At 42.2% G+C, this 22,693-nt stretch carries 23 protein-coding genes and 1 riboswitch; of the genes, 17 read left to right on the top strand and 6 right to left on the bottom strand.

The window, feature by feature from the left end:
* The first annotated feature begins 29 nt into the window (after positions 1-29).
* The 4 genes from CSQ79_RS09295 to CSQ79_RS09280 all read left to right on the top strand — a co-directional run bounded on the left by CSQ79_RS09295 (position 30) and on the right by CSQ79_RS09280 (position 3,508).
* Entirely contained in the window at positions 30-365 is a 336-nt protein-coding gene (locus tag CSQ79_RS09295) for a four-helix bundle copper-binding protein (RefSeq protein WP_099700907.1), read from the top strand.
* A gap of 275 nt (positions 366-640) precedes the next feature.
* Positions 641-1,351 (top strand): ribose-5-phosphate isomerase RpiA, encoded by a 711-nt coding sequence (rpiA, locus tag CSQ79_RS09290; protein WP_099700906.1) that lies wholly within the window; start codon positions 641-643, stop codon positions 1,349-1,351.
* Between the two features lie 80 nt (positions 1,352-1,431).
* Positions 1,432-2,610 (top strand): aldo/keto reductase, encoded by a 1,179-nt coding sequence (locus tag CSQ79_RS09285; protein WP_099701026.1) that lies wholly within the window; start codon positions 1,432-1,434, stop codon positions 2,608-2,610.
* Positions 2,611-2,758: 148 nt separating this feature from the next.
* Positions 2,759-3,508 (top strand): superoxide dismutase, encoded by a 750-nt coding sequence (locus CSQ79_RS09280; RefSeq protein WP_099700905.1) that lies wholly within the window; start codon positions 2,759-2,761, stop codon positions 3,506-3,508.
* Between the two features lie 32 nt (positions 3,509-3,540).
* Here the strand turns inward: CSQ79_RS09280 and rsmG are convergent, their stop codons facing one another.
* Complete coding sequence (gene rsmG, locus CSQ79_RS09275) at positions 3,541-4,215, bottom strand: 16S rRNA (guanine(527)-N(7))-methyltransferase RsmG (RefSeq protein ID WP_099700904.1); 675 nt, start codon at positions 4,213-4,215, stop codon at positions 3,541-3,543.
* A 27-nt stretch (positions 4,216-4,242) separates the two neighbouring features.
* The gene (locus CSQ79_RS09270) at positions 4,243-4,962 is read right to left on the bottom strand and encodes an ABC transporter ATP-binding protein (RefSeq protein ID WP_099700903.1); all 720 of its coding nucleotides are present in this window, start codon (positions 4,960-4,962) and stop codon (positions 4,243-4,245) included.
* Between the two features lie 228 nt (positions 4,963-5,190).
* On the opposite strand from CSQ79_RS09270, the gene CSQ79_RS09265 reads away from it, so the two are divergent.
* The 3 genes from CSQ79_RS09265 (at position 5,191) to CSQ79_RS09255 (ending at position 7,139) form a co-directional block, all read left to right on the top strand.
* Positions 5,191-6,111, top strand: a complete 921-nt coding sequence (locus tag CSQ79_RS09265) for a Sll0314/Alr1548 family TPR repeat-containing protein (RefSeq protein WP_099700902.1) — start codon at positions 5,191-5,193, stop codon at positions 6,109-6,111.
* 139 nt (positions 6,112-6,250) lie between these two features.
* A complete protein-coding gene (locus CSQ79_RS09260; RefSeq protein WP_099700901.1) occupies positions 6,251-6,709 on the top strand; it encodes a DUF3531 family protein in 459 nt (152 codons plus the stop codon).
* Between the two features lies 1 nt (position 6,710).
* The gene (locus CSQ79_RS09255; RefSeq protein WP_099700900.1) at positions 6,711-7,139 is read left to right on the top strand and encodes an NUDIX hydrolase; all 429 of its coding nucleotides are present in this window, start codon (positions 6,711-6,713) and stop codon (positions 7,137-7,139) included.
* A gap of 132 nt (positions 7,140-7,271) precedes the next feature.
* Here CSQ79_RS09255 and CSQ79_RS09250 read toward each other — a convergent pair whose 3' ends face one another.
* Entirely contained in the window at positions 7,272-7,412 is a 141-nt protein-coding gene (locus tag CSQ79_RS09250) for a hypothetical protein (RefSeq protein WP_289500962.1), read from the bottom strand.
* A gap of 103 nt (positions 7,413-7,515) precedes the next feature.
* Positions 7,516-8,532 carry a ribose-phosphate pyrophosphokinase gene (locus CSQ79_RS09245; RefSeq protein WP_099700899.1) on the bottom strand — a complete coding sequence of 339 codons (1,017 nt, stop codon included), beginning with the start codon at positions 8,530-8,532 and terminating at the stop codon, positions 7,516-7,518.
* Positions 8,533-8,840: 308 nt separating this feature from the next.
* Here CSQ79_RS09245 and CSQ79_RS09240 point away from each other — a divergent pair, with 308 nt between their 5' ends.
* The 4 genes from CSQ79_RS09240 to CSQ79_RS09225 all read left to right on the top strand — a co-directional run bounded on the left by CSQ79_RS09240 (position 8,841) and on the right by CSQ79_RS09225 (position 13,590).
* Positions 8,841-10,754 carry a serine/threonine-protein kinase gene (locus CSQ79_RS09240; protein WP_099700898.1) on the top strand — a complete coding sequence of 638 codons (1,914 nt, stop codon included), beginning with the start codon at positions 8,841-8,843 and terminating at the stop codon, positions 10,752-10,754.
* A gap of 74 nt (positions 10,755-10,828) precedes the next feature.
* Positions 10,829-11,500, top strand: a complete 672-nt coding sequence (bioD, locus tag CSQ79_RS09235) for a dethiobiotin synthase (protein ID WP_099700897.1) — start codon at positions 10,829-10,831, stop codon at positions 11,498-11,500.
* A 190-nt stretch (positions 11,501-11,690) separates the two neighbouring features.
* Positions 11,691-12,320, top strand: coding sequence for a Uma2 family endonuclease (locus tag CSQ79_RS09230; protein WP_099701025.1), 630 nt, complete (start codon positions 11,691-11,693; stop codon positions 12,318-12,320).
* A 49-nt stretch (positions 12,321-12,369) separates the two neighbouring features.
* Positions 12,370-13,590, top strand: coding sequence for a M20 metallopeptidase family protein (locus CSQ79_RS09225; protein ID WP_099700896.1), 1,221 nt, complete (start codon positions 12,370-12,372; stop codon positions 13,588-13,590).
* On the opposite strand, the gene CSQ79_RS09220 is transcribed toward CSQ79_RS09225, so the two are convergent.
* Positions 13,587-14,189, bottom strand: coding sequence for a glutathione binding-like protein (locus CSQ79_RS09220; protein ID WP_099700895.1), 603 nt, complete (start codon positions 14,187-14,189; stop codon positions 13,587-13,589). The genes CSQ79_RS09225 and CSQ79_RS09220 overlap by 4 nt on opposite strands.
* Positions 14,190-14,224: 35 nt before the next feature.
* On the opposite strand from CSQ79_RS09220, the gene CSQ79_RS09215 reads away from it, so the two are divergent.
* From CSQ79_RS09215 to CSQ79_RS09195, 5 genes are all read left to right on the top strand, one after another.
* Positions 14,225-15,202 carry an NAD(P)-dependent oxidoreductase gene (locus CSQ79_RS09215; protein WP_099700894.1) on the top strand — a complete coding sequence of 326 codons (978 nt, stop codon included), beginning with the start codon at positions 14,225-14,227 and terminating at the stop codon, positions 15,200-15,202.
* Between the two features lie 16 nt (positions 15,203-15,218).
* Positions 15,219-17,456 (top strand): selenide, water dikinase SelD, encoded by a 2,238-nt coding sequence (gene selD / locus CSQ79_RS09210; RefSeq protein WP_099700893.1) that lies wholly within the window; start codon positions 15,219-15,221, stop codon positions 17,454-17,456.
* Between the two features lie 161 nt (positions 17,457-17,617).
* A riboswitch (guanidine-I (ykkC/yxkD leader) is annotated at positions 17,618-17,765 on the top strand.
* A gap of 223 nt (positions 17,766-17,988) precedes the next feature.
* Positions 17,989-19,035, top strand: coding sequence for an aliphatic sulfonate ABC transporter substrate-binding protein (locus tag CSQ79_RS09205; RefSeq protein WP_099700892.1), 1,047 nt, complete (start codon positions 17,989-17,991; stop codon positions 19,033-19,035).
* A 27-nt stretch (positions 19,036-19,062) separates the two neighbouring features.
* Positions 19,063-19,914: an ABC transporter permease gene (locus CSQ79_RS09200; protein WP_099700891.1), complete on the top strand. Its 852-nt coding sequence runs from the start codon at positions 19,063-19,065 to the stop codon at positions 19,912-19,914.
* A 36-nt stretch (positions 19,915-19,950) separates the two neighbouring features.
* Positions 19,951-20,727 carry an ABC transporter ATP-binding protein gene (locus CSQ79_RS09195; RefSeq protein ID WP_099700890.1) on the top strand — a complete coding sequence of 259 codons (777 nt, stop codon included), beginning with the start codon at positions 19,951-19,953 and terminating at the stop codon, positions 20,725-20,727.
* A 91-nt stretch (positions 20,728-20,818) separates the two neighbouring features.
* On the opposite strand, the gene CSQ79_RS09190 is transcribed toward CSQ79_RS09195, so the two are convergent.
* A complete protein-coding gene (locus CSQ79_RS09190) occupies positions 20,819-21,517 on the bottom strand; it encodes a glutamine amidotransferase (RefSeq protein WP_099700889.1) in 699 nt (232 codons plus the stop codon).
* A gap of 390 nt (positions 21,518-21,907) precedes the next feature.
* Between CSQ79_RS09190 and CSQ79_RS09185 the strand changes: the two genes are divergently transcribed.
* Positions 21,908-22,630, top strand: coding sequence for a globin family protein (locus tag CSQ79_RS09185; RefSeq protein ID WP_099700888.1), 723 nt, complete (start codon positions 21,908-21,910; stop codon positions 22,628-22,630).
* The last annotated feature ends 63 nt before the right edge of the window (positions 22,631-22,693 follow it).

Below are 22,693 nucleotides of genomic sequence, written 5' to 3'. Positions count from 1 at the left end.
GGGTAGTGCAACATATCGGAGGTTGAATTATGACTACTGCAGAATCTAAACTTGATGCTTGTATTCAAGCGTGTCTAGACTGCCTACGCGATTGTGAATACTGTGCCAATGCTTGCTTAAGTGAAGATATGGTGCAGATGATGGCTGAATGTATTAAACGATGTCGTGATTGTGCTGATACTTGTGCCCTTTGCGCCCGTTTGATGTCGCGGAGATCGGAACTGCACAAGCAAATGTGTGGTGTGTGCGCCGAAGCGTGCGATCGCTGTGCTAATGAATGTAGTCAGCACGATGACGATCACTGTCAACGTTGTGCCGAATCTTGTCGTCGCTGCGCTCAACTTTGTCGCGAAATGGCAGCATAATTTTGTGTACTACAAAAGTAGTGTAAGTTCCATACAGCTTACACTCTATTTATCAACTTAAAGTAGCAAAAATGAATGATTATGGTAGTTGGCAAGATTGGCTAACAGTTTTGTCTTATATAGGGTTCACAGTTTTTGTCATGTGGCGTGTCTTTAACACACAGAAAAATTGAAATAGCTTTTAACTGCAGCTTACGCTACAAATTTTCTTTTGCCTGCTCGCGCTCGCAGGTAAGATGAACTATAGCTCATTTTTATCTTGAGGAGTTTGGCGAATGACCGCAGGCGTAGATCCCATAAAATTGATGAAGCAAGAAGTCGGTAAAGCTGCTGCCGATCGCGTACAATCTGGTACGATCGTTGGGCTAGGAACGGGGTCAACCACAGCGTACACAATTCAATTTTTAGGCGATCGCCTCAAGTCTGGTGAACTCAAAGATATTATTGGTATTCCTACCTCTTTTCAAGCCGAAGTTCTTGCTAAACAATATGGTATTCCTTTAACAACTCTAGACGCAGTTGACCATATTGATATTGCGATCGATGGTGCTGATGAAGTCGATCCACAAAAGAATTTAATTAAAGGTGGCGGCGCGGCGCATACCCGTGAAAAAATTGTTGATTACCTTGCCGATCAGTTTATCGTTGTTGTTGATAGCTCTAAAATTGTAGATCGCTTGGGTTCTAGCTTTGCGGTTCCTGTCGAAGTTATTCCAATGGCAATTTCTCCAGTTATGCGGGCGATTGAGAAACTTGGCGGTAAACCAGAGTTGCGTATGGGGGTGAAAAAGGCTGGACCTGTGATCACCGATCAAGGCAACATGGTGGTAGATGTAAAATTTGATAGTATTGATGATCCAGCCGATCTCGAAAAAACGCTCAACAACATCCCTGGTGTTTTAGAAAACGGAATTTTTGTCGGCGTGACAGATTTAGTTCTTGTTGGTGAAGTTCAAGATGGTAAGCCAGTTGTGAAGGAGATGTAACAATAAGTGGGTAATGGGTAATAGGTAATGGGTAATTGTGAGTCTATTACTTAATCCCCGCTCCTCGCTCCTAGTTAATGATGCAATACAGACGATTTGGGCGCACAAATATCCAAATGCCGGTGTTTTCCTGCGGTGGAATGCGCTATCAATTTAAATGGCAAGATGTCCCAGCATGGCAAATTCCCAGGAATAATCAAAAAAATCTGGAAGCAACGATTCGTAGAGCAATAGAAGTTGGCATTAATCACATTGAAACTGCTCGTGGTTATGGCACTTCGGAGTCTCAGCTAGGAAAAATTTTGCCGACTCTTAAGCGCGAACAAATCATTGTTCAAACTAAAATTAATCCGAGTGACAACACGAAAGAATTTCAGCAAAAATTTGAGCAATCACTTAAAAATCTCCGATTAGATTACGTGGATCTACTGGCGATTCACGGCATTAACGATCCTGAAACATTGCAGCAAAGCGTTTGTCCTGGCGGTTGTGTGGAAATTGTGCAAAAGTTACAAGCCCAAGGGAAAGTAAGGTTTCTTGGTTTTTCTACACATGGACCTACGGATATTATTGTACAAGCGATCGCAACTAATTTATTCGACTACGTTAACCTACACTGGTACTACATTAATCAAAACAACTGGGCGGCAATTGCAGCAGCGAATCGTCACGACATGGGCGTGTTTATTATTAGTCCGTCAGATAAAGGCGGAATGCTCTATAAACCACCACAAAAACTCGTAGATTTATGCGCCCCTTTAAGTCCAATCGTGTTTAACAATCTATTTTGTCTAAGTCATTCCCAAGTACATACGCTGAGTGTTGGTGCAGCACGTCCGCAGGATTTTGACGAACACTTGAAAACTTTGACTCTACTAGATCGTGCTGATGAAACGTTACCACCCATTTTGGCACGATTAGAACAAGCTGCGATCGCTTCATTAGGAGAAAGTTGGGCAAAAACTTGGCACGTTGGTTTACCTAAACACAGTGAAACACCAGGCGATGTGAATATTCCTGTGATTTTGTGGTTGCGAAATTTAGCGATCGCCTACGATATGATTGAATATGCAAAAATGCGCTACAACCTCTTAGGCAATGGTGGTAGCTGGTTTCCAGGTGCGAATGCTGCCAAAATCAATCAACTCAATTTACAAAATTGTCTGAGAAATAGCCCTCACGCAGCAGATATTCCAAGTATCTTACAAGAAGCACATCAATTATTAAGCGGTGCTGCCGTCAAGCGGTTATCGCAATAAGTCATCTTTTTTAAGTTCCCGCTTTCCTATTCTGACCTCTGATCCCTGACCTCCGACCTCTTCTTAATTTAAAAATCATGTAAACGATAGATGTATTATGTGTATGAACTGAGAAGATATCTGATTAGTTGAGTAGCATCTATAACTTATGACTCTTAATCGGCGAAATTTCCTATTTATACTAGGAGCAAGTGCTGGTGCAGTTGCAATTGATACATTGCGTCCGCACAGTTTACTCAAGACTGCTTTAGCTGCGGAAACTCCTCCTAGTAGCAGTGGAAGTTTCGAGTTACCACCTTTACCTTATGACTACAATGCACTCGAACCACATATTGATGCTGCAACAATGCGATTTCATCACGATCGCCACCATGCAACCTATGTCAAAAACTTAAATGCAGCGCTAGAAAAGCATCCTGAACTTAAAGGTAGAACTGTAGAACAACTCTTATTCAATCTTGATCGGGTTCCAGAAGATATTCGCACTTCCATCCGCAATAATGGTGGCGGTCACGTCAACCATACAATGTTTTGGCAAATTATGAGTCCAGATGGTGGTGGTGAACCAACAGGACAAATTGCTACAATCATTAACCAAAATTTTGGTAGCTTTGCAGAATTTAAAAAACAATTCAATTCGGCTGGTGAGGGGCGTTTTGGTAGTGGTTGGGCTTGGTTAATCCGTACTCGTGATGGCAACTACCAAATTACCAGTACTGCAAACCAAGATAGTCCTTTTATGGAAGGCAACTATCCGGTTATGGGTAATGATGTGTGGGAACACGCTTATTACCTTAAGTATCAAAATCGTCGTGCAGATTATCTCAATGCTTGGTGGAATGTGGTTAATTGGAATGAGATTAATCAGCGATTAGCACAAGTTACAAAAACAACATAAGAATTTGGGGTTTGGCATTGCTAAACCCCAACTCAGAAAATTTTCCGTAAATACACGCAGTGGCGAACGCTATTACTTAAAGGCGTAACAAACTCCTCAATCTTCTCGATTACACCACTCAACTGCTTAACCTTAGTTTGCAAAGCTTCAGTTTCATCTGTTGTCCACTGTCCGCGATAGAGAACGGCTAAACCATTTGGTTCTAACAATGGCAAGGTATACTCAGCACACAGTAATGGCGAACCTACAGCCCGAATTAGTGCAACATCGTAGCTTTGATGATGTTGAGGAAGTTTATTGATCGTTTCTGCTCTACCCACTAAGGTAGTCGCATTTTGGATATCAAGTTCTGCTAAGAGGTTATCGAGAAAAGTTATTTTCTTGCGTGTTGAGTCGAGGAGGGTAACGTGATTGGGAAGGGCGATCGCCACGGGAATTCCTGGAAAACCTGCACCTGTACCAATATCAATGATCTTAATATCAGTGTCTTGAGTAGATAGTAAGGGGGCAATTCCGCGCAGTGAATCCCACAAATGCTTTTCCCAAAACTCGATTGGTTCTGTAATTCGCGTTAAATTCAACTGACGATTACCTGCCAAAATCAATTCGTAAAGGCGTTGAAACTTCTTTTGTTGTGCTGCTGTCGGTTGCCAATTCATTTGCTGCCATACATCCAACATTTGCGGCAGCAGTGGTGATGTTACCATACCTGAACTAATTCTTCATCACTAACTTTATCCTGCTTCTGAAGCTTCCTCAATTTTGTCAACTGAGATTTTATTGATTGCGATCGCACCTTGCGCTTTTGCTTCGAGTAAAGCAGGATCGGGTACAGCTTCCAATACTCCATGATTCAGCGTCCAACAACTATCAGCGATACTCACTAGATCGCTAGCATCGTGAGTCACCACTAACAACGTCCAGTGTTGTTTCAGTTTTGCCAACAAATTAACTAGCTGTCGCCGCATTGACCAGTCTAAACCAGCGGTTGGCTCATCTAATAACAGTAAGTGTGGTTGACGAATCAGTTGTACAGCCAATGCTAAACGGCGTTGCTGTCCGCCACTTAAAGCATGAGGTGCAGCGTGTAAAGATAAATGCTCTAATCCAACTTCTTGCAAAGCTTGTCGTACTCGTTCTGAGCCTATTTCAGGATGTCCTAAGCGCAATTCCTCCAAAATTGTACCACCACAAAAATGACGTTCGGGAAATTGAAAAACCAAGCCCGCTAATTGTTGTAGGTAATCAGTAGTAAGTTCTTGATCTCGCCAAGAGATTTGACCTGTCGTTGCTTCAACAAGTCCAGATAAAATTTCTAATAGCGTACTTTTACCCGAACCACTCCGCCCAATAATCAATCCCAAGGTTTGGGGCGCTAACTGTAGATTAATTGACTTGAGAATAGCAGTGGGACTTGCTGGAGGATGATAGATAAGATTTTTGAGGTAGAGCATCCGTTAAGATTACCAAAGAATTCAGACCAATTTCTAAATATGAGCTTTCAACTTCTGATCTACTCAAGCTAAACTCCACCTTAGAGGGAACACTGATAATAGTTTGAAGTTCATGAGTTCTTGTACTGTAATTTTGGCAAACGCATTTTGTCATGATGCTTTTATTCTGGCATTGCTGTCCTGATTTGAGGCTGAGGCATTAGTCAGAGAACAATCGAGAGGTTGATTATGCGTAAAAAATGGTTTTTAGCTGTACAACACGCGTTCGCTGCTTTGGCTAGCACAACATTAGTGACACTTAGTTTGGGGTTTAATCCAACTCTAGCTCAAGATCCGTTCCGTGCTACTAACCCACGTCAAATTGGCGACAACACAGAAGCAGCATTTAGAGCCATATTCGAGCAGGGTAATTATCAAGCCGCTGCAAATTATCTTAATCAAGCTGAGGCTAGCGAACCGAATGAACCTTTAGCTTATGCGATGAGAGCTTCACTAGCATATACATTGAACGATGATATTAACGCATTCAGTAACTATGGCAAGCAAACTTTAGAAACTGGAAGGCAGTTGATCAGTCAAGATCCTCTGCGAGGTAATTTATATGCTGCTGTCGGTCATTTTTTGCAAGGTGCAGCCGCTTTAGCACAGGAGGGAACTGTTCGCGGTACACCACGAGCATTATCAGAATTAAGACAAGTTTACTCTTATTTAGATCAAGCAGAAGCCGTTGCCCCTAATGACCCAGAACTGAATCTATTACGGGGCTATATGGATTTGATGCTAGCAGTCAATCTGCCATTTTCTAGCCCACAACAAGCCATTGATCGACTGGTAAAATTTGCAGGTCCTCGGTATTTAGCAGATCGTGGTTTGGCTATTGGCTACCGCGATTTGGATCAGTATACCCAAGCTTTAACTTATGTAGAGCGAGCTTTACAAGCAACTCCTGAGAATCCTGAATTGTATTATCTCAAAGCTCAAATTCTTGCCGAACAGGGCAATAAGCAAAATAATCCCTCCGCAATCAAAGCCGCAGTGGAAAATTTTGATCGCTCGCTTGCTAAGAAAGATCAACTGCCATCTAGTTTAGTTAAACAAATTGAACGCGAACGCAGTAGGGCATTTCAGCGTGTCAGCAGTGCTAGATAATCTCACATCCCTAACGTAGGCAAGTCAAGCCAGTAGCTAACCCTGCTATTACCTGTTCCTATTACCAAAAACAACTGCATCTCATAATTGATTAAGATTATTGTATTGTCAATGTTCGTTGCTCGTTAATCTCAAAACAATGCAGGTACAGTTCCGTGAGTTCGATCCTTTTGATGTATGGATTTGGTTAGAGTTTGCTACCGTTCCTTCAGAAATGGAGAAACGATATGTCGAAGAAGTGTTTAACTCTTGGTTCTATTTAGGTAAACTTGGAGCATTCAACGCGGAAAACCTGCAAGTGCAGGAACAAGGACTCGATCTCAGCTATATGCATTACGACGAGCAGACGGCTGATAACAGTTTGATGGCACTGATGCATAATATGGGAGAATTTGAATATGAAGGAACATGGGGACGTTGCTGGTTTGACATAGGGACGAGTGATGCGATCGCCCTTGATATTCTCATCAATGCCTTAAAGCAGCTGAGCAAGGAATATGTTAATATTGCCACTTTATTCATTGGTGGTGAAAACGAAGACTGGACAGTAGAAGATAGCGATCGTTCTGGTTTTATCTACGACGGTAGTAACAACTAAAATGCACAAACCTGGTGAAATTCGGGTATTAGCCTTGGGATTGGTGCGAGATAGCGAACGCATTTTTCTTTCTCAAGGCTACGATCCTGGTAAGCAACAAACTTTTTATCGCGCGATGGGCGGCGGTGTTGATTTTGGAGAAACTAGCCGTGAAGCCTTACAACGGGAGTTTTACGAAGAAATTCAAGCGGAAATTACCAATATTCGCTACCTTGACTGTAACGAAAGTTTGTTTACTTACAACGATAAACCAGGTCACGAAATTCTTTTTATCTATGAATGCGATTTTGTAGACCCCAAATTTTATCAAATAGATACGCTTGATTTTAAAGAAGGTAAACGGAAAAAGACTGCACTTTGGGTAGAGTGCGATCGTTTTAAAACTGGAGAACTCAAGTTAGTTCCTGAAGTGTTTCTCAATTATTTATAACGACTGTTAACTTATTTCACTAGAGGTGATCTAAGCGGTTAAAACTCAAAGCAATTAACATTGATGTTAATTCATGAGGGAAGGAACCAATGAATATAGCCGTAATAGTCACAAACCAAACAGACAGCAGATTTAATTCGCCCAATCTATATTAAAGAAGGTAGCGATCGCAGTATTTAGCTGCGCTTCTCGACGCCAAAACAAGTCATGTTCGCATACTACGCATTGAAGCCTACGCCCGTCTGCAACTGTGAAGTGCTTTGGTATTGACATGGGACTACGTTGCTACACAATATTATTGATATTAGATTTGAACATTCATCTTTTTTTAAGACACAAAATAGGGGCATTTATTGCCCCTCAGATTGCTTGCTAACTAACGAAACATACTACTTACTGAACTATCTTCGTGAACGCGCCAGATAGTCTCACCGATGAGATTTGCCACTGAGAGTACTGTTAATTGTGCAAAACGATAATCTTCAGGGACAGGAATCGTATTAGTAACAATCACTTCCTCAAATATCCCACTCGATAAACGTTCCACTGCTGGTGGTGAAAACACGGCATGCGTTGCACAAGCATAAACCTGACGCGCTCCCTGTTCGCGCAATAACTTGGCGCCTTCTGTAATCGTACCGCCAGTATCAATCATATCGTCTACCAGTACCGCAGTTTTGCCTTCAACATCACCAATGACATTGAGGACTTCAGCGACATTGTGTGCTTGACGCCGTTTATCGATAATTGCAAGCGGTGCATCATCTAGCTTTTTCGCAAATGCTCTTGCTCTAGCAACACCTCCGACATCAGGCGAAACGACCACCAAGTCAGCAAGCTGCTTACTAGCTAAATAATTAATCAAAACTGGAGAACCATAAACATGGTCGAAGGGAATATCAAAGTAACCTTGAATTTGCGCGGAGTGCAAATCCATCGCTACAATGCGATTAGCGCCTGCTTGAGTAATCAAGTTAGCCACCAACTTAGCTGTAATCGACTCGCGCCCTGCCGTTTTGCGATCAGCCCTCGCGTAACCATAGTAGGGAATCACTGCTGTAATCTGCCGCGCCGAAGCCCGACGACAGGCATCGATCATAATCAGCAATTCCATCAGATTATCATTAACGGGATGGCAAGTCGGCTGAATGAGATAAACATCGCAACCGCGAATTGATTCTTGAATTTGAATGTAAAGTTCACCATCTGCGAAGCGCTTTCTAATCATCGGTCCCAGTTCCATGCCCAAATAACGAGCAACTTCTTGGGAGAACGGTACATTAGCAGAGCCAGAAAATAGACGCAGACGGTTATTATCAGCAACCGCAGTAGGAGCTGACTGAAGTGTCAAAGTTGCAGAACTGAGCACGGCAGACCCTCGGAGCACCTTCATGAAAATCTTATCATCACTGCTTTAGTGACTTCTTGGACATAACGGGGAATTTTAATTATAAGCTTGTATAAAGTTTTTAGTAATAGCAAGTTAAACTATTTTTTTTGATTGACTTGTCGGCAGATTTGGAGCACAAACTGTGGTAGGAACTATGTTGAATAATTGCCACTCCTTGAATCCAGCGAGTAACAAAGAATTTAATCGCGAAGTTATCAGTTGACCGAGAAATTTTTAGGTAAAATTACTTGGTCTTAATTGTTAGTGAACCGTTGAACTTTTACAGAATAGCTTAAGATTTAGCAAAAACGATGCAACCACCTATTCCACTGGAAAGTGTACTACAAAACCGCTACCGAATAATTCAAGTTTTGGGTCAGGGAGGATTTGGTCGTACTTATTTAGCGCAAGATCAAGGACGCTTCAATGAACTATGTGCATTAAAAGAATTAATACCTAATCAAAACGACGATTTTCATCTTGAAAAATCAAAAGAGTTATTTCAACGCGAAGCAGCGACTTTGTACCAGATACAGCATCCTCAAGTACCACAATTTCGTGCCAATTTTGAAGAGGATCAACGTTTGTTTCTGGTGCAGGATTATGTTGAAGGAAAAACCTATCACGAGTTGTTGGAAGAACGCATTGCCCAGGGACAAACTTTTTCAGAGGTGGCTGTCTTACAGTTAATTCGACAATTATTACCTGTACTAGCACATTTACACACCCGTGGTATTATTCACCGCGATATTTCACCAGACAATATTATTTTGCGCGAAAGTGATAATAAACCAGTATTGATTGATTTTGGTGTTGTCAAAGAATTAGCAACGCAATTTCAATCAGCCAATAATTCACCACAACCTACAACTGTAGGTAAATTAGGTTATGCACCAAGCGAACAACTGCAAACAGGAAAAGCTTACCCTAATAGCGATCTGTATGCTTTAGCTGTAACTGCCATTGTCCTGCTGACAGGAAAAGAGCCTCAAGAGTTATTTGACGATACCGAACTGACATGGAACTGGCAACAATGGGCAACTATCACGCCAGAATTTACTGAAGTCTTAAATCGCATGTTGAGTGTAAGACCAGGCGATCGCTACCAATCAGTGGTAGAAGTTGCGAAAGCTTTATCTTCAGTTGATCGTCTCAACGCGACAAATCCGCAACTTCCCAATCTACACCGCAAGGCGATCGCCAATACTGAAGAATCATCAAGTCTTTCCGAACCTGTTACGCCGGAAGTATCGCAAATTCAAACAATTGCTGTAGGTCGTCGTCCTAATTTAATTGGTTCAAATTCTCGTCAATCTAGACAGTCTGATCCAGTAATTCCTGTACCGCGAAAACGCGAAATTTGGGAAAATCCTTGGGCTGTGATTGGAATTGGGCTTTGTGTTGCTTTGGTGGCTGGCTTTGGTTCATTGTTCTTAGTCAGTTACTTTTTGAGCAACCGTACTCCAGAACCACAATCATTTCCCTCTCCTATAGTTCCCGAAAGCCCGACACCAACTCCAACGGTCACTGAAACACCTTCTCCTGAACCGACAACTTTTAGTCAACAGTTGGATCTTGTCCCTGGCGCAACAGCAAGTGTTTCCGGTACACTACAAGCTAACGGAACAGCTAACTACACCTTTAATGGCGAACAAGGACAACAACTTAGTACGGCTCTTGCACAAGAAGGCGTTCTGTTGACTGTGTTAGGACCAAATCAAGCACCCATCGAAGAATTAGCCCGAAGAGTCACGCGCTATCAAGGCACATTGCCATTTACTGGAGAATATACGATTCAATTAAGCCCTGTGCAAGGAATTGAGGAAAGCAACTATCAACTTGATGTTTTACTGGAAAATCCAGTTTTACCGACACCAACGCCTACAGAAACGCCACCATCAACAGTTATCCCCACAGTCGTCCCCGAACGAATTAGTGTCAATCCTGGAGAAGTAGTCACACCATCAGGGATCACAGAACCACAGCAAATAACACGCTACTTAGTTAACGTACAAGAAGGGCAAGTTTTATCGGTGGCAGTAACCCAAGGTGCAGTGACTTTAGATATTCGCGATCCGGATGGTCAATTAATTGAAGGCGCTACCAATTTGTTGAACTGGCAATCGCAAGTATCGCGTAGCGGTGATTATCAAATTGACATGATTCCGACGGCGAACGAGGATATCGAGTTTACTGTGAATATCGGTATCGAAAATTTACAATAGGTTAACTGGTAACTGGTCATTGGCAAGAAGATCTATTACCCATTACCTATTACCCACTACTCAAGTGAATTGATGTGAATGCATTACTAATTGCGGGAACTGATACTGATGCAGGAAAAACTGTTGTTACAACAGCGTTGCTTGCTTACTGGCGAAAACATTTTCGCAATTTGGGTATTATGAAGCCGATTCAATCGGGAACAGGCGATCGCGAATTATACTCGCAGCTATCGCTGAATCAATCGATAACAGAAATCACACCACTTTACTTTGAAGCACCGCTAGCACCACCAATCGCCGCCGCTAAGGAAAATCGCGATATCGATTTAGCACTCGTATGGCAAACGTTGCAAAACTTAAGGGCGTCGCGAGATTTTGTTCTAATAGAAGCTTTGGGAGGGTTAGGTTCGCCCGTAACCGCCGAGTTCACTGTTGCAGACTTAGCCGCTGAATGGCGCTTACCGACTGTGCTAGTTGTTCCTGTACGTTTAGGTGCGATCGCCCAAGCAGTAGCAAATGTAGCTTTAGCACGACAAGCTCGCGTTTCACTTAAAGGAATTATACTTAATTGCGTTCAAGCGCGATCGCCACAAGAAATAGAAGATCTAACTCCTCCTGAATTAATTCAATCGCTCACAAATATCCCAGTTCTCGGTTGCTTACCTTATTTTGCTGACCCCACCAACTTGGACAAATTATCACAAGCTGCTGCAGCTTTAGACTTAGATCTCATGTTGCCAAGTTGAAAATTATACTAAAAATTAAGTAAATGAGAATAAGGTTAACTTGAAAGCTGTTGATTGGTAACTGGCAGTTGGCAAGAATATCTATGTATCCATTACCCATTACCCATTACCCATTACCACCAAAGATATGCAGCTTGCCTTAAAATACTTGGTTACTCCAGACATAGCAACCGTAACATCTGACACTGATATTCTGCTAAGTGTACCAACGGGAAAAAGTGTCTTATTAGAAAATGTTGACTGGCAGACTTTTGAAAAAATACTAACTCAATTGGGCGATCATCGTGCTGCTCGACTTGCGTATGACCGAGGAACTCTAGAAATTATGGCTCCATTACCCGAACATGAATACTACAAAGAAGCAGTTGGAGATTTAGTTAAAGATCTTGCAGATGTCCTCGATGTTGATTACGAAACGCTTGGTTCGACAACTTGGAAACGCCCAGATTTGCTAGCAGGAGTAGAACCTGATAACTGTTTTTACTTTCAGCATGAGTTAGAAATTCGCGGTAAATTAGATTTTGATCTTACCCAAGATCCACCACCCGATTTAGTCTTAGAAATTGACATTACAAGCAAGTCACTTGATCGCATGCCTATTTATGCAAGATTAGGCGTTCCTGAGATTTGGCGTTACGACAAAGGACAAATTAAGATCTATCAACTTCAGGGCGAGACATATACTGAAACAGACATTAGTCTTGCTTTTCCTCTGATTCGAGTACAGCAAATTATTCCTTTTATTCAGCAACATCAAGCCTCAGGAAAAAAAGCAATGCGCCGTGCTTTCCGTGAATGGGTTAGGCTACAGATAGAGTAAGCAGCATTAATTATATGCTTTGCACATTTTATTTAATTAATCAGTAGTAATGGTTTCTACTCCTTCACAACCCCTCAGCATTGATTTATCTCGCATTCGCTCAGATATTCAAGCTTTACAGCCGCAATTAGTTGCATGGCGGCACAAGTTACATCAACGCCCAGAACTCGGTTTTCAAGAACACTTGACGGCTAAATTTGTTGCTGAAAAACTGCAAGAATGGGGAATTGAGCATCAAACAGAAATTGCTAAAACGGGAATTGTTGCTGTTATTAGAGGTCGGAAGAAAACTAGCTCAAAATTACCTGTGTTGGCGATTCGGGCGGATATGGATGCATTACCAATTCAGGAAGAAAATGAGGTTCCGTATCGTTCCCAGCATGATGGTGTCATGCACGCTTGCGGACATGATGGACATACCGCGATCGCCCTTGGTACAGCTTACTATCTTTCGCAACACCCTGATACGTTTAGCGGTACTGTAAAAATCATCTTCCAGCCAGCAGAAGAAGGTCCAGGAGGCGCTAAGCCAATGATTGAGGCTGGGGTGCTCAAGAACCCCGATGTTGATGCCATTATTGGTTTACATCTGTGGAATAATTTACCAATAGGTACAGTAGGCATCCGTAGCGGTGCATTGATGGCAGCCGTAGAGACTTTTCGCTGCACAATCTTGGGTAAAGGCGGACACGGTGCAATGCCACATCAGACTGTTGATTCTATAGTAGTAGCTGCCCAAATTGTCAATGCATTGCAAACAATCGTAGCACGAAATGTCGATCCAATCGAATCAGCCGTCGTGACTGTCGGTAAACTTCATGCAGGAACAGCACTCAATGTGATTGCGGATACAGCAAACATGAGTGGGACAGTACGATATTTTAACCCGAAGTTAGAGGGATATTTTGCTCAACGCATCGAGCAAATTATTGCGGGAATTTGTCAAAGTCATGGCGCAACGTATGAATTAAATTACTCGCACCTGTATCCCCCAGTAATTAATAATCCTGACATGGCAGAATTTGTGCGATCGCAAGCTGTCAGAGTTGTGGAAACGCCTTTAGGAATTGTCCCTGAGTGTCAAACGATGGGCGGCGAAGATATGTCATTCTTTTTGCAGCAAGTTCCTGGGTGCTATTTCTTTTTAGGTTCGGCAAATTTAAGTCGAAATTTAGCGTATCCTCACCATCATCCCCGTTTTGATTTTGATGAAACGGCGTTGGGTATGGGCGTAGAAATTTTTGTGCGTTGTGTGGAGAATTTTGGTTAAGGTACTGACATCCCACTTTGTACTGCTGGACGTTGTTGCATGGTTTCTACCCAGCGTTTGAGATTCGGGTGATTGTCTAGCGTTAAGCCTTGAAAGTCATAGATAGCGACCCAGGGATATGTGGCAATATCTGCAATCGAGTAGTCACCACAAAAAAATTCATGACTTGCCAGTTGTTTGTCTAATACTCCGTAAAGTCGTAAAGTTTCTTTTTCGTAGCGTTGAATTGCATAAGGAATTTTTTCGGGAGCAAACTTTTTGAAATGATTAAGTTGACCAAACATCGGTCCAACACTTCCCATTTGTAGCATGAGCCATTCCAAAACTTGAAAGCGTTGTTTTTGATCTGTAGGTAGCAGTTTTCCGGTTTTTTCAGCGAGATAAATCAGTACTGCTCCTGATTCAAAAACTGTTATACCTGTGTCTTGATCCACAATTGCGGGAATTTTACTATTGGGATTAATCGCTACATATTCCGGTGTAAATTGATCGTTTTTTGTAATATCAATTACATGGACGTTGTAAGGAAGTTCGACTTCCTCCAACATAATTGAAGCTTTGCGTCCGTTTGGTGTCGTAAAGGTATACAAGTCAATCATGATAGTAAATTAAGTTAAGTCTTGCTAAATTAACAATGAGCGATCGCATACACGAGTCTGAAAATCTTCCTGGGCGTGTTGTTGTTACATCTTCTGATGACTTAGCACAGCGGATTGCTGATCATTTTTCTCCTGGGACTGTCATTACATTACCGCATGATCGCGTTGTTCTCGATGCACCAGATACGTTTGTTTTAGTTCCAGGTATTCAACCTGTTGATGCTGCGCTGATGGGTCGCTTACCGCAGTTGCGTCTTGTTCAGCGATCAGGAGTTGGTGTCGAAAACGTTGATATTGCTGCGGCGACACAGCGCGGGATTTATATTGCCAATGTTCCTTCACCTGGTACGGGTAATGCTGAATCAGTTGCAGAACTTGTAATATTACATATGCTAGCTTTAGCGCGTAACTATCGCGGTAGTGAACTTGACTGGAATCAACCTGAAGGACAAAGTTTGTGGAAAAAAAGGGTTGGTATATATGGTTTAGGAGGTATCGGACAAGCAATTGCACGCAGATTACGGGCTTTTGAGGTTCAATTATTAGGAATTAAGCGACAACTCGATCCACAATTAGCGCATACGCTTGGTTTGGAGTGGTTGGGAACACCTAAAGAGCGATCGCACTTACTACAACACTCCGATTTTGTGATTATTGCGGCTTCAGCGGATAATGTCACGCAGCCTTTTGGTTGGGAAGACTTTCAACAAATGAAATCTAATGCGTATCTGATTAACGTGACTCGCGGTGCGTGGATAGATGAAAACGCATTGGTAAAAGCCTTGCAAAATAAAGTCATTGCAGGTGCGGGACTTGATGTCTTTCAACAAGAACCATTAGCACCCGATTCCCCACTATTGCAAGCAAACTTGAATTTAACACTGACGCCGCATTTAGGCGGACACACCGATACTGCTGCAACGGGAATTGCTAAGGCTGTCGTAGCAAATATTCTACGCGTAGCGCAAGGTCAACCACCCGAAAATTGTCTTAACGTGGAAGTACAGGGATAATCTATTGAATTAGAGTATGCAAGCATCGCATCCGATTGTCAAAGACTTGGTGTTGATTGGTGGTGGACACAGCCATGCGATCGCCTTAAGGATGTTTGGGATGAAACCGCTTCCTGGAGTCCGCATTACATTACTTACAGAAGCATCGGATACGCCTTATTCGGGAATGTTACCAGGTCATGTTGCCGGTTTCTACTCGCGAGAAGAATGCCATATTGATTTGCGTCGCTTAGCGCAATTTTCCCAAGCACAGCTATATATTGACCAAGCAATCGGTTTAGACTTAGAAAACAAGCAGGTGATTTGTGCACATCGTCCACCTGTGGCGTTTGATGTCGTCTCAATTGATATTGGTAGTACTCCAGCAACTGTATCTGTACCTGGTGCAACTGAATACGCAATTCCTGCTAAGCCAATTTCGCACTTACTCGCACACTGGGATCATTTTGTTGAAAATGTCAAGCAAAATCCTCAGCAACCCATTCGCATCGGTGTTGTTGGTGGGGGCGCGGGTGGTGTGGAATTAACACTTTCGCTGCAAAGTCATTTACAAAGTATTCTCAAGCAGCATGGCTTGGATTTAGAAATTCACTTGTTTCATCGCGATGCAGAAGTCATGTCTACCTATAACGCGTGGGTCAGGCGTCATTTTCACAAAATTTTGCAACAGCGAGGAGTTCAGTTACATCTACAAGAAACTGTCTCAGAAGTTCAACTCCACAAAGTCGTCTGTGAGTCGGGATCAAAAGTAGAATGCGATCGCATCTTTTGGGTAACGCAAGCATCCGCCCCGAAATGGTTGCGCGAATCAGGAATTGCAACAGATGCTGATGGATTTGTGCAAGTCAATGACAATTTACAGTCAATTTCGCATCCTGATGTCTTCGCTGCTGGTGATGTGGCGACAATGGTTGATCATCCCCGCCCGAAAGCAGGCGTGTTTGCAGTTCGTCAAGGGAAACCACTGTTTGAGAACTTGCAGCGAAGTTTACAACAGAAGTCGCTAAAACCTTACAAGCCACAAAAACAATATTTAAGTTTAATCGGTACAGGTGATGGCAAAGCGATCGCCGCTAGAGGACTTTTCGGCTTTGGTCCTTCTCAACTACTATGGCACTGGAAAGACTGGATTGATCGCCGCTTTATGCAGCGTTTTAGCGATTTACCACAAATGAATCCAGAACTCACTCTATCTTCCCCTCACTCCTCTACAATGCGCTGTGCTGGTTGTGGCTCTAAAGTAGGAAGTACAGTTTTAGCGCGTATTTTAGCGCAAATTCAACACGAACAACCACAGGTAGATCGCCAAGATATTTTGATTGGTTTAGATGCGCCGGATGATGCTGCGGTGGTGCAAGTTCCTGCAAATATGGCAATGGTGCATACAATTGATTATTTTCGTGCTTTGATTAACGATCCCTACCTGTTTGGGCAGATTAGTGCAAATCACTGCTTGAGTGATATTTTTGCAATGGGGGCGGTACCGCAAAGTGCGTTGGCGATCGCTACATTACCCTATGCGTTAGAAGCAAAAGTCGCAGAAACACTGTTTCAACTTTTATCAGGTGCACTCAAAATTTTAGCAGAATCTAATACACCCTTAGTAGGCGGACACACGACCGAAGGTGCAGAACTTGCATTTGGTTTATCGTGTAACGGTCTAGTTCATCCTGATAAATTATTACGTAAAAGTGGGATGCAACCTGGTCAAGTCCTCATTCTTACCAAAGCATTAGGAACAGGAACGTTATTCGCTGCACAAATGCGCCAGCAAGCTAAAGCTAAATGGATCGATACTGCAGTGGAGTCTATGCTATTGTCTAACGCTGCTGCTGCAACTTGTTTTTTAGAACACGAAGCAACTGCTTGTACTGATATTACTGGTTTTGGGTTACTAGGGCATTTGATGGAAATGGTGCAAGCTTCTCACGTTGCTGTTGAATTACAGATGTCAGCGATTCCAGTTTTGGATGGTGCAATTGAAACAACACAGCAAGGAATTGTTAGTTCGCTACATTCAGAGAATTTGCGAGTTTCGCGCTATATCTCTAGCCTGGATCGGGTTGAGAGTCATCGTTGTTATCCTTTACTGTTCGATCCGCAAACATCGGGAGGGCTTTTAGCAGCATTACCAAAGCACAAAGCTAATGAGTGTATGGTTGCATTGCAGAAACTAGGTTATTCTAACTGCCAAATAATTGGTGAAGTAAAAGTACTTAGAGAAAATCTAAATCCAATGAATCTTGTTTGTTGAGGACAAGATAAGAAACATCACTCAGCTAAACAATTTAATGAGTTTTAAATTATTCAATTGTGTCAGGAAATCTTGACTAGACTATTAAGCAAACTTTAATTTCGTAGCTGTTGATACACCTTTGAAGTTAAACCACTGGTATCTCTTATTTATATCTACAACTTAATTGCCTCTAGGGTTCCGATTCAAGCTACTCATGGTATTGAGTTAGTGATTTGAATGTCTGGTCCAAGAGAGGCAGGCTAGTGCCATATCACAAGTTTATTTAGAAATTTGCTAGCCACACGGCGGGAGAAAAACCTGGGAGAAATTGTAGTTGTTTATTGCAACTGACTTTTTCTTTCGGGTTTTCTCTTTGGGTTATTTACGTCCTGATTCAATCATTACAGTGTAAATTTTTGAGGGTAATTATAATGACGAGAAATATTTTTTAAGTACAGGTAGCGAGAGGTATATTAATCAAAATTAAAGCTTAATTGCAGTTAATAAAAGTTCTGAATAACTGATTGTTAATTTCTTTATTAAAAAGCTCATGAAGAAGCGATCGCTCTTATCCTATTGCATTCTCTTTTGCATCACATTGATTGTTGTAGGATGCGTCAACCCTGCGATCTATATCAAAACCACAACCGAAAGTAATGCTGGCTCTTCAACAGTTGCGGGTGCAGTTCGTTTAGGATTCAGTGCATGGCCTGGTTGGTTTCCTTGGCAAGTTGCCCAAGAACAGGGAATCTTTGATAAACACAATGTTCCCGTAGCCTTGAGGTGGTTTGATGGCTATCTTGAATCTATTAATACTTTAACTGCTGGACAAATTGATGCGAACAGTCAAACGCTAGGCGATACGGTCAGTTCAGTATCCGGTGGGGCCGATCAAGTCATTGTACTTGTTAATGACAACTCAACTGGTAATGATAAAGTCATCGTCCGAGAAGGTATTAACTCAGTTGCCGATCTCAAAGGTAGACAAGTTGCTGCTGAAGAAGGTACTGTCGATCACTTTTTGTTACTCTTGGGGCTAGAAAGAGAAGGACTATCAGCACAAGACATTCAGTTTGTCCCCTTAGAAACAGGAAGGGCTGCTGCTGCTTTTGTCGCCGGACAAGTTGATGCTGTTGCTGTATTTGCGCCCTTTACAACCCAAGCATTAAAGCGTCCAGGTAGCAGAGAACTCTTCAGTTCCGCAGATTTTCCAGGGGCTATTTCGGATCATTTGGTATTTACACGTCAGTTCGTTGAGCAAAATCCCGATCGCGTACAAGCTGTTGTCGATTCTTGGTTTGCCACATTAGATTACATCCAAAAAAATCAAGACGAAGCATACGAAATTATGGCACAACGCGCTGGTGTCAGTGTTGAAGAATATAAAGAATACGCCGATGGCACTAAGTTATTCACGATTGAGGAAAACTTACAAGCCTTTCAACCAGGAAACGACATGACTTCGCTGCAGTTTGCAGCAGAACAACTTAGTGAATTTCTCACCGAAACTGGTTTAGCCGCAGCCTCACCTGATACCAGCAGGTTATTTGACGATCGCTTTGTCAAAGCCCACGCTGCACAAGTTAACAGATCCTAATCATCCACTCTTCACCACTGGAAAACCATGAGTCAAAGCGTTAATCACCGCTCCATTCGCTCGCTAATCAAGCCTAAAACAATGCGCCCCACGGTTTTCTGGCGACTAACTGAGGACATTCCCAAATCCCTGAGTACTGTATTAATGGTTACATCAATTGCCTTGCCATTAATACTATGGTGGTTAGTAACAACATTAGGCAATATTGAGCCTACGTTTTTACCTTCGCCTGCGGATGTCCTCGAAGCCTTTGGGCGACTTTGGAGTACTCGCGAACTGCTTAAAGACACAGTAGCAAGTTTATGGCGAGTCGGAGTCGGATTTCTATTTGCTGCACTGCTTTCGATTCCGGTTGGGGTACTGATGGGCAGCTTTCCGAGTATTCGCGCTTTGCTCGAACCACTCTTTGGCTTAATGCGTTACATGCCTGCTCCAGCGTTTATTCCTCTACTCATTTTATACCTGGGCATTGGCGAGGAGCCAAAAATTACACTCATTTTTATCGGGGTGTTTTTCTTTAACTCGTTGATGGTGATGGATACGGTAAAGTTCGTCCCCAAAGACCTGATTGAAGCTACCTATATGTTAGGAGGTACTCGCTGGGAGGCTCTGACTCAAGTCATTTTACCTCATGTTTTACCAGGAATTATCGATGCTTGCCGTATTAACTTAGCAGCTGCGTGGCAACTTGTGATTGTCTCGGAATTAATTGCAGCAAATGAAGGCTTAGGACGTCGGATCAGTGTAGCGGGACGATTCTTACGAACTGATGAAATTTTTGTCGGATTGATTGTGATTGGAGTTATCGGGTTAGCATTCGACTTGCTGTTTCAATATCTATTGCGAGTTTCTTGTAGGTGGGCAAGTCAAAAACGATAGTTTTATTTATCTAGATACAATAAGGAAATTCAATCTATGTTTTTGGAAATTCATAATCTAAATAAGCACTTTGGTACAAAAGAAGGCGCTTTAGTTGTTCTTAAAGACATTAATATGGCAATTGAGCGTGGTGAATTTATTTGTGCTGTCGGTGCATCAGGTTCTGGTAAGTCTACATTGTTGCGCCAGATTGCGGGGCTTGATACTCCCACCACAGGAGAAGTGAGAATTGATGGTAAACGAGTGACATCACCTGGACCAGATCGCGGTATGGTGTTTCAGCACTATACGCTTTACCCGTGGATGAACGTCCAGGAAAATACAGAGTTTGGCTTGAAACTACAAGGCGTACCCAAAAAAGAACGCCGCGAACAAGCTAGTTACTATCTTAATGTTGTGGGACTAACACAGTTTGCTAGAGCTTTACCCAAAGAACTCTCAGGAGGTATGAAGCAGCGAGTTGCGATCGCCCGTGCGCTTGCTTCTGAACCTGATGTTTTGTTGATGGATGAACCTTTCGGTGCGTTGGATATTCACACTAAAGAATCGATGCACGAATTTATGCTCGATCTTTGGCAACGAACAAATCTGACAATCTTTATGATTACCCATGATGTCGAAGAGGCTGTCTTTCTCTCAAACCGCATCTATGCTCTAGGTGCGCGTCCTGGTACTGTACGTAAAGAAATGGTCATCAACCTACCCAATCGCAGCCACACGGTAAAACGCCACTCAATCTTCCATGATTACCGCGACGAATTGATGGAGTTACTGCGCAGACACGGACAGGAAGCAGTTGCTGCTGTAGCTTAATTAAGAAGGATGCGAGTGCGAATGAATTCGCTACTATACAAACAAAGTCTATCTCCGTAGACTTACTCATGTGTTTGAAAGCTGTTGTGTCTTAAAAGGATTCCAACCATGCTTGCCATAGCTTAGCGGCTTGTTGTTCTAATTGTTTAGCATATCGTGCTGTGTCTTGACGCAACTGAGCAACACTGACATCAGAAGTTGTACTAATTTCGCAAGCATGACCAATAAACCAACGTTCTAGCCCACAAACTGTGACTTCAGGGTGAAACTGTAGTGCTAAGCCACATTTACCCCAAGAGAAAGCTTGGTTCTGGTATTTTGAGCTAGCAGCTAAGTGAAGAGAACCAGTAGGTAAGTCAAACGTATCTCCGTGCCAGTGTAAAACAAAAGTATGCTCTGCTGCTAAATGAGCTAGAGGCGAATTCATCCCTTCAACACTGAGTTTTAAGGGAGACCAACCAATTTCTTTATAATCGCCAGGATAGACTTTTGCACCAAGCGATCGCGCCATTAATTGAGCACCTAAACAAATCCCCAATGTCGGTAAATCTGCTTGAAGACGATGTTCTAGTAGGTGTAATTCATCAACTATAAAAGGGTAATCTTGTTCATCATAGGCTCCGATGGGACCACCCAAAACTATCAATAAATCAGTATTTGCATCAATACTGCTAATATTATCGATTCCAGCTTCTACATATTTAATTTTATAGTTGTGCTGATGTAGAGCTGATTCTAAAGTTCCTAAATCTTCAAAAGCCAGATGTCTAATTACAGTGGCATTTTTCATAACTTTCTACTTGAGCTAGTCACACTTACAACTGATAAACTTGTTTTTCGGGCGTCTCAACTGACTCATATCTTAACAACGTTGTTACGCTGTTGCGTTGTTTAAGTCATAAAAGCTTGCCTTTGTCTTGCGAATTATACTGAGACTTTTTACTTATTTAGTGTTGCATGTGGCTATTTATACGGTTATTTTGCTTTCTTATTCGTACCGTTTAAAATTTATCCGTAAAATTCAGGAGGTTATTAGTAATTTATCGAGGTATTACTAAAATAGGTAAATTGACATCTAAACATTAAGGCTATTTAGATTTAACCTAATTGCTTATTTGACAGAATCTTTTTGCTGAAATAATTCCATTTTTTTAACAAAAATAAAGTTTGGTGATAAACTATGTCTCTTCAGGTTGAAGTTTTAGAACAAAGTTTTGAACGTGTTAAACCTCATGCTAATGAGTTTGCTGCTAGCTTTTATAATAATCTGCTGACTGACTATCCTCAACTTCAGCATTTGTTTGCCAAAACTGATATGGAGCAGCAGCACCAAAAATTAATTATGTCTTTGATATTAGTGATTGGAAATCTTCGTAACCCCGAATATTTAAAGATCACGCTCAAAAACTTGGGTGAAAGGCACGTAGGTTATGGCACACTACAGCAACACTATCCTATGGTAGGTGCAGCGCTGTTAAAAACCTTTGAATCTTACTTGGGCACAGACTGGACACCAGAGGTCAAGCAGGCGTGGGCAGATGCTTATGGAGTACTTGCTGAGATGATGTTGGAAGGAGCAGAAGCTACTGAAAAAATATTGATATCACCAAATGTACCTCAACTAAATACGGAAATGGCTGCTAGTCCGCAAGGAGCAACATCCGATGCATCAAGCCAAAATTACTCTCAAGTGAAATATCGACCACAAAATGAGGCACAACCTTACATTCAACCTGTGGAGAGTAGCGATCCGATATCTGTTCCACCTACTACGTCAGGTCTAGATTGGCAGCTCATCATGCTTGCTATTGCAATAGTCAGCTTGCTAGGTCTTGGGATTTTCTACTATTTCAACTCACAACAAAATAGCAATGGTTCTCAAAGTAGTCTATTACTGAAGTAATTCTATGTTGGATTTTGTGCGTTCGAGCAAAAATTATTTTGGTTGACTCGACCATAGGGAACA

The sequence above is a fragment of the Gloeocapsopsis sp. IPPAS B-1203 genome, assembly GCF_002749975.1.
In the GTDB taxonomy this organism is placed as follows: domain Bacteria; phylum Cyanobacteriota; class Cyanobacteriia; order Cyanobacteriales; family Chroococcidiopsidaceae; genus Gloeocapsopsis.
This window is presented reverse-complemented; position numbering and strand designations above follow the sequence as displayed.

Excerpts from the sequence above, each read along its gene's own strand:
- CSQ79_RS09285 (WP_099701026.1), top strand. The coding sequence starts at position 1,432 with ATGCAATACAGACGATTTGGGCGCACAAATATCCAAATGCCGGTGTTT.
- CSQ79_RS09190 (WP_099700889.1), bottom strand. The coding sequence starts at position 21,517 with ATGAAAAATGCCACTGTAATTAGACATCTGGCTTTTGAAGATTTAGGA.
- rsmG (WP_099700904.1), bottom strand. The coding sequence starts at position 4,215 with ATGGTAACATCACCACTGCTGCCGCAAATGTTGGATGTATGGCAGCAA.
- CSQ79_RS09220 (WP_099700895.1), bottom strand. The coding sequence starts at position 14,189 with ATGATTGACTTGTATACCTTTACGACACCAAACGGACGCAAAGCTTCA.
- CSQ79_RS09185 (WP_099700888.1), top strand. The coding sequence starts at position 21,908 with ATGTCTCTTCAGGTTGAAGTTTTAGAACAAAGTTTTGAACGTGTTAAA.
- rpiA (WP_099700906.1), top strand. The coding sequence starts at position 641 with ATGACCGCAGGCGTAGATCCCATAAAATTGATGAAGCAAGAAGTCGGT.
- CSQ79_RS09295 (WP_099700907.1), top strand. The coding sequence starts at position 30 with ATGACTACTGCAGAATCTAAACTTGATGCTTGTATTCAAGCGTGTCTA.
- CSQ79_RS09245 (WP_099700899.1), bottom strand. The coding sequence starts at position 8,532 with ATGAAGGTGCTCCGAGGGTCTGCCGTGCTCAGTTCTGCAACTTTGACA.
- CSQ79_RS09200 (WP_099700891.1), top strand. The coding sequence starts at position 19,063 with ATGAGTCAAAGCGTTAATCACCGCTCCATTCGCTCGCTAATCAAGCCT.
- CSQ79_RS09195 (WP_099700890.1), top strand. The coding sequence starts at position 19,951 with ATGTTTTTGGAAATTCATAATCTAAATAAGCACTTTGGTACAAAAGAA.
- CSQ79_RS09250 (WP_289500962.1), bottom strand. The coding sequence starts at position 7,412 with ATGTCAATACCAAAGCACTTCACAGTTGCAGACGGGCGTAGGCTTCAA.
- CSQ79_RS09265 (WP_099700902.1), top strand. The coding sequence starts at position 5,191 with ATGCGTAAAAAATGGTTTTTAGCTGTACAACACGCGTTCGCTGCTTTG.
- CSQ79_RS09215 (WP_099700894.1), top strand. The coding sequence starts at position 14,225 with ATGAGCGATCGCATACACGAGTCTGAAAATCTTCCTGGGCGTGTTGTT.
- CSQ79_RS09260 (WP_099700901.1), top strand. The coding sequence starts at position 6,251 with ATGCAGGTACAGTTCCGTGAGTTCGATCCTTTTGATGTATGGATTTGG.
- CSQ79_RS09270 (WP_099700903.1), bottom strand. The coding sequence starts at position 4,962 with ATGCTCTACCTCAAAAATCTTATCTATCATCCTCCAGCAAGTCCCACT.
- CSQ79_RS09225 (WP_099700896.1), top strand. The coding sequence starts at position 12,370 with ATGGTTTCTACTCCTTCACAACCCCTCAGCATTGATTTATCTCGCATT.
- CSQ79_RS09255 (WP_099700900.1), top strand. The coding sequence starts at position 6,711 with ATGCACAAACCTGGTGAAATTCGGGTATTAGCCTTGGGATTGGTGCGA.
- CSQ79_RS09205 (WP_099700892.1), top strand. The coding sequence starts at position 17,989 with ATGAAGAAGCGATCGCTCTTATCCTATTGCATTCTCTTTTGCATCACA.
- CSQ79_RS09240 (WP_099700898.1), top strand. The coding sequence starts at position 8,841 with ATGCAACCACCTATTCCACTGGAAAGTGTACTACAAAACCGCTACCGA.
- selD (WP_099700893.1), top strand. The coding sequence starts at position 15,219 with ATGCAAGCATCGCATCCGATTGTCAAAGACTTGGTGTTGATTGGTGGT.
- CSQ79_RS09280 (WP_099700905.1), top strand. The coding sequence starts at position 2,759 with ATGACTCTTAATCGGCGAAATTTCCTATTTATACTAGGAGCAAGTGCT.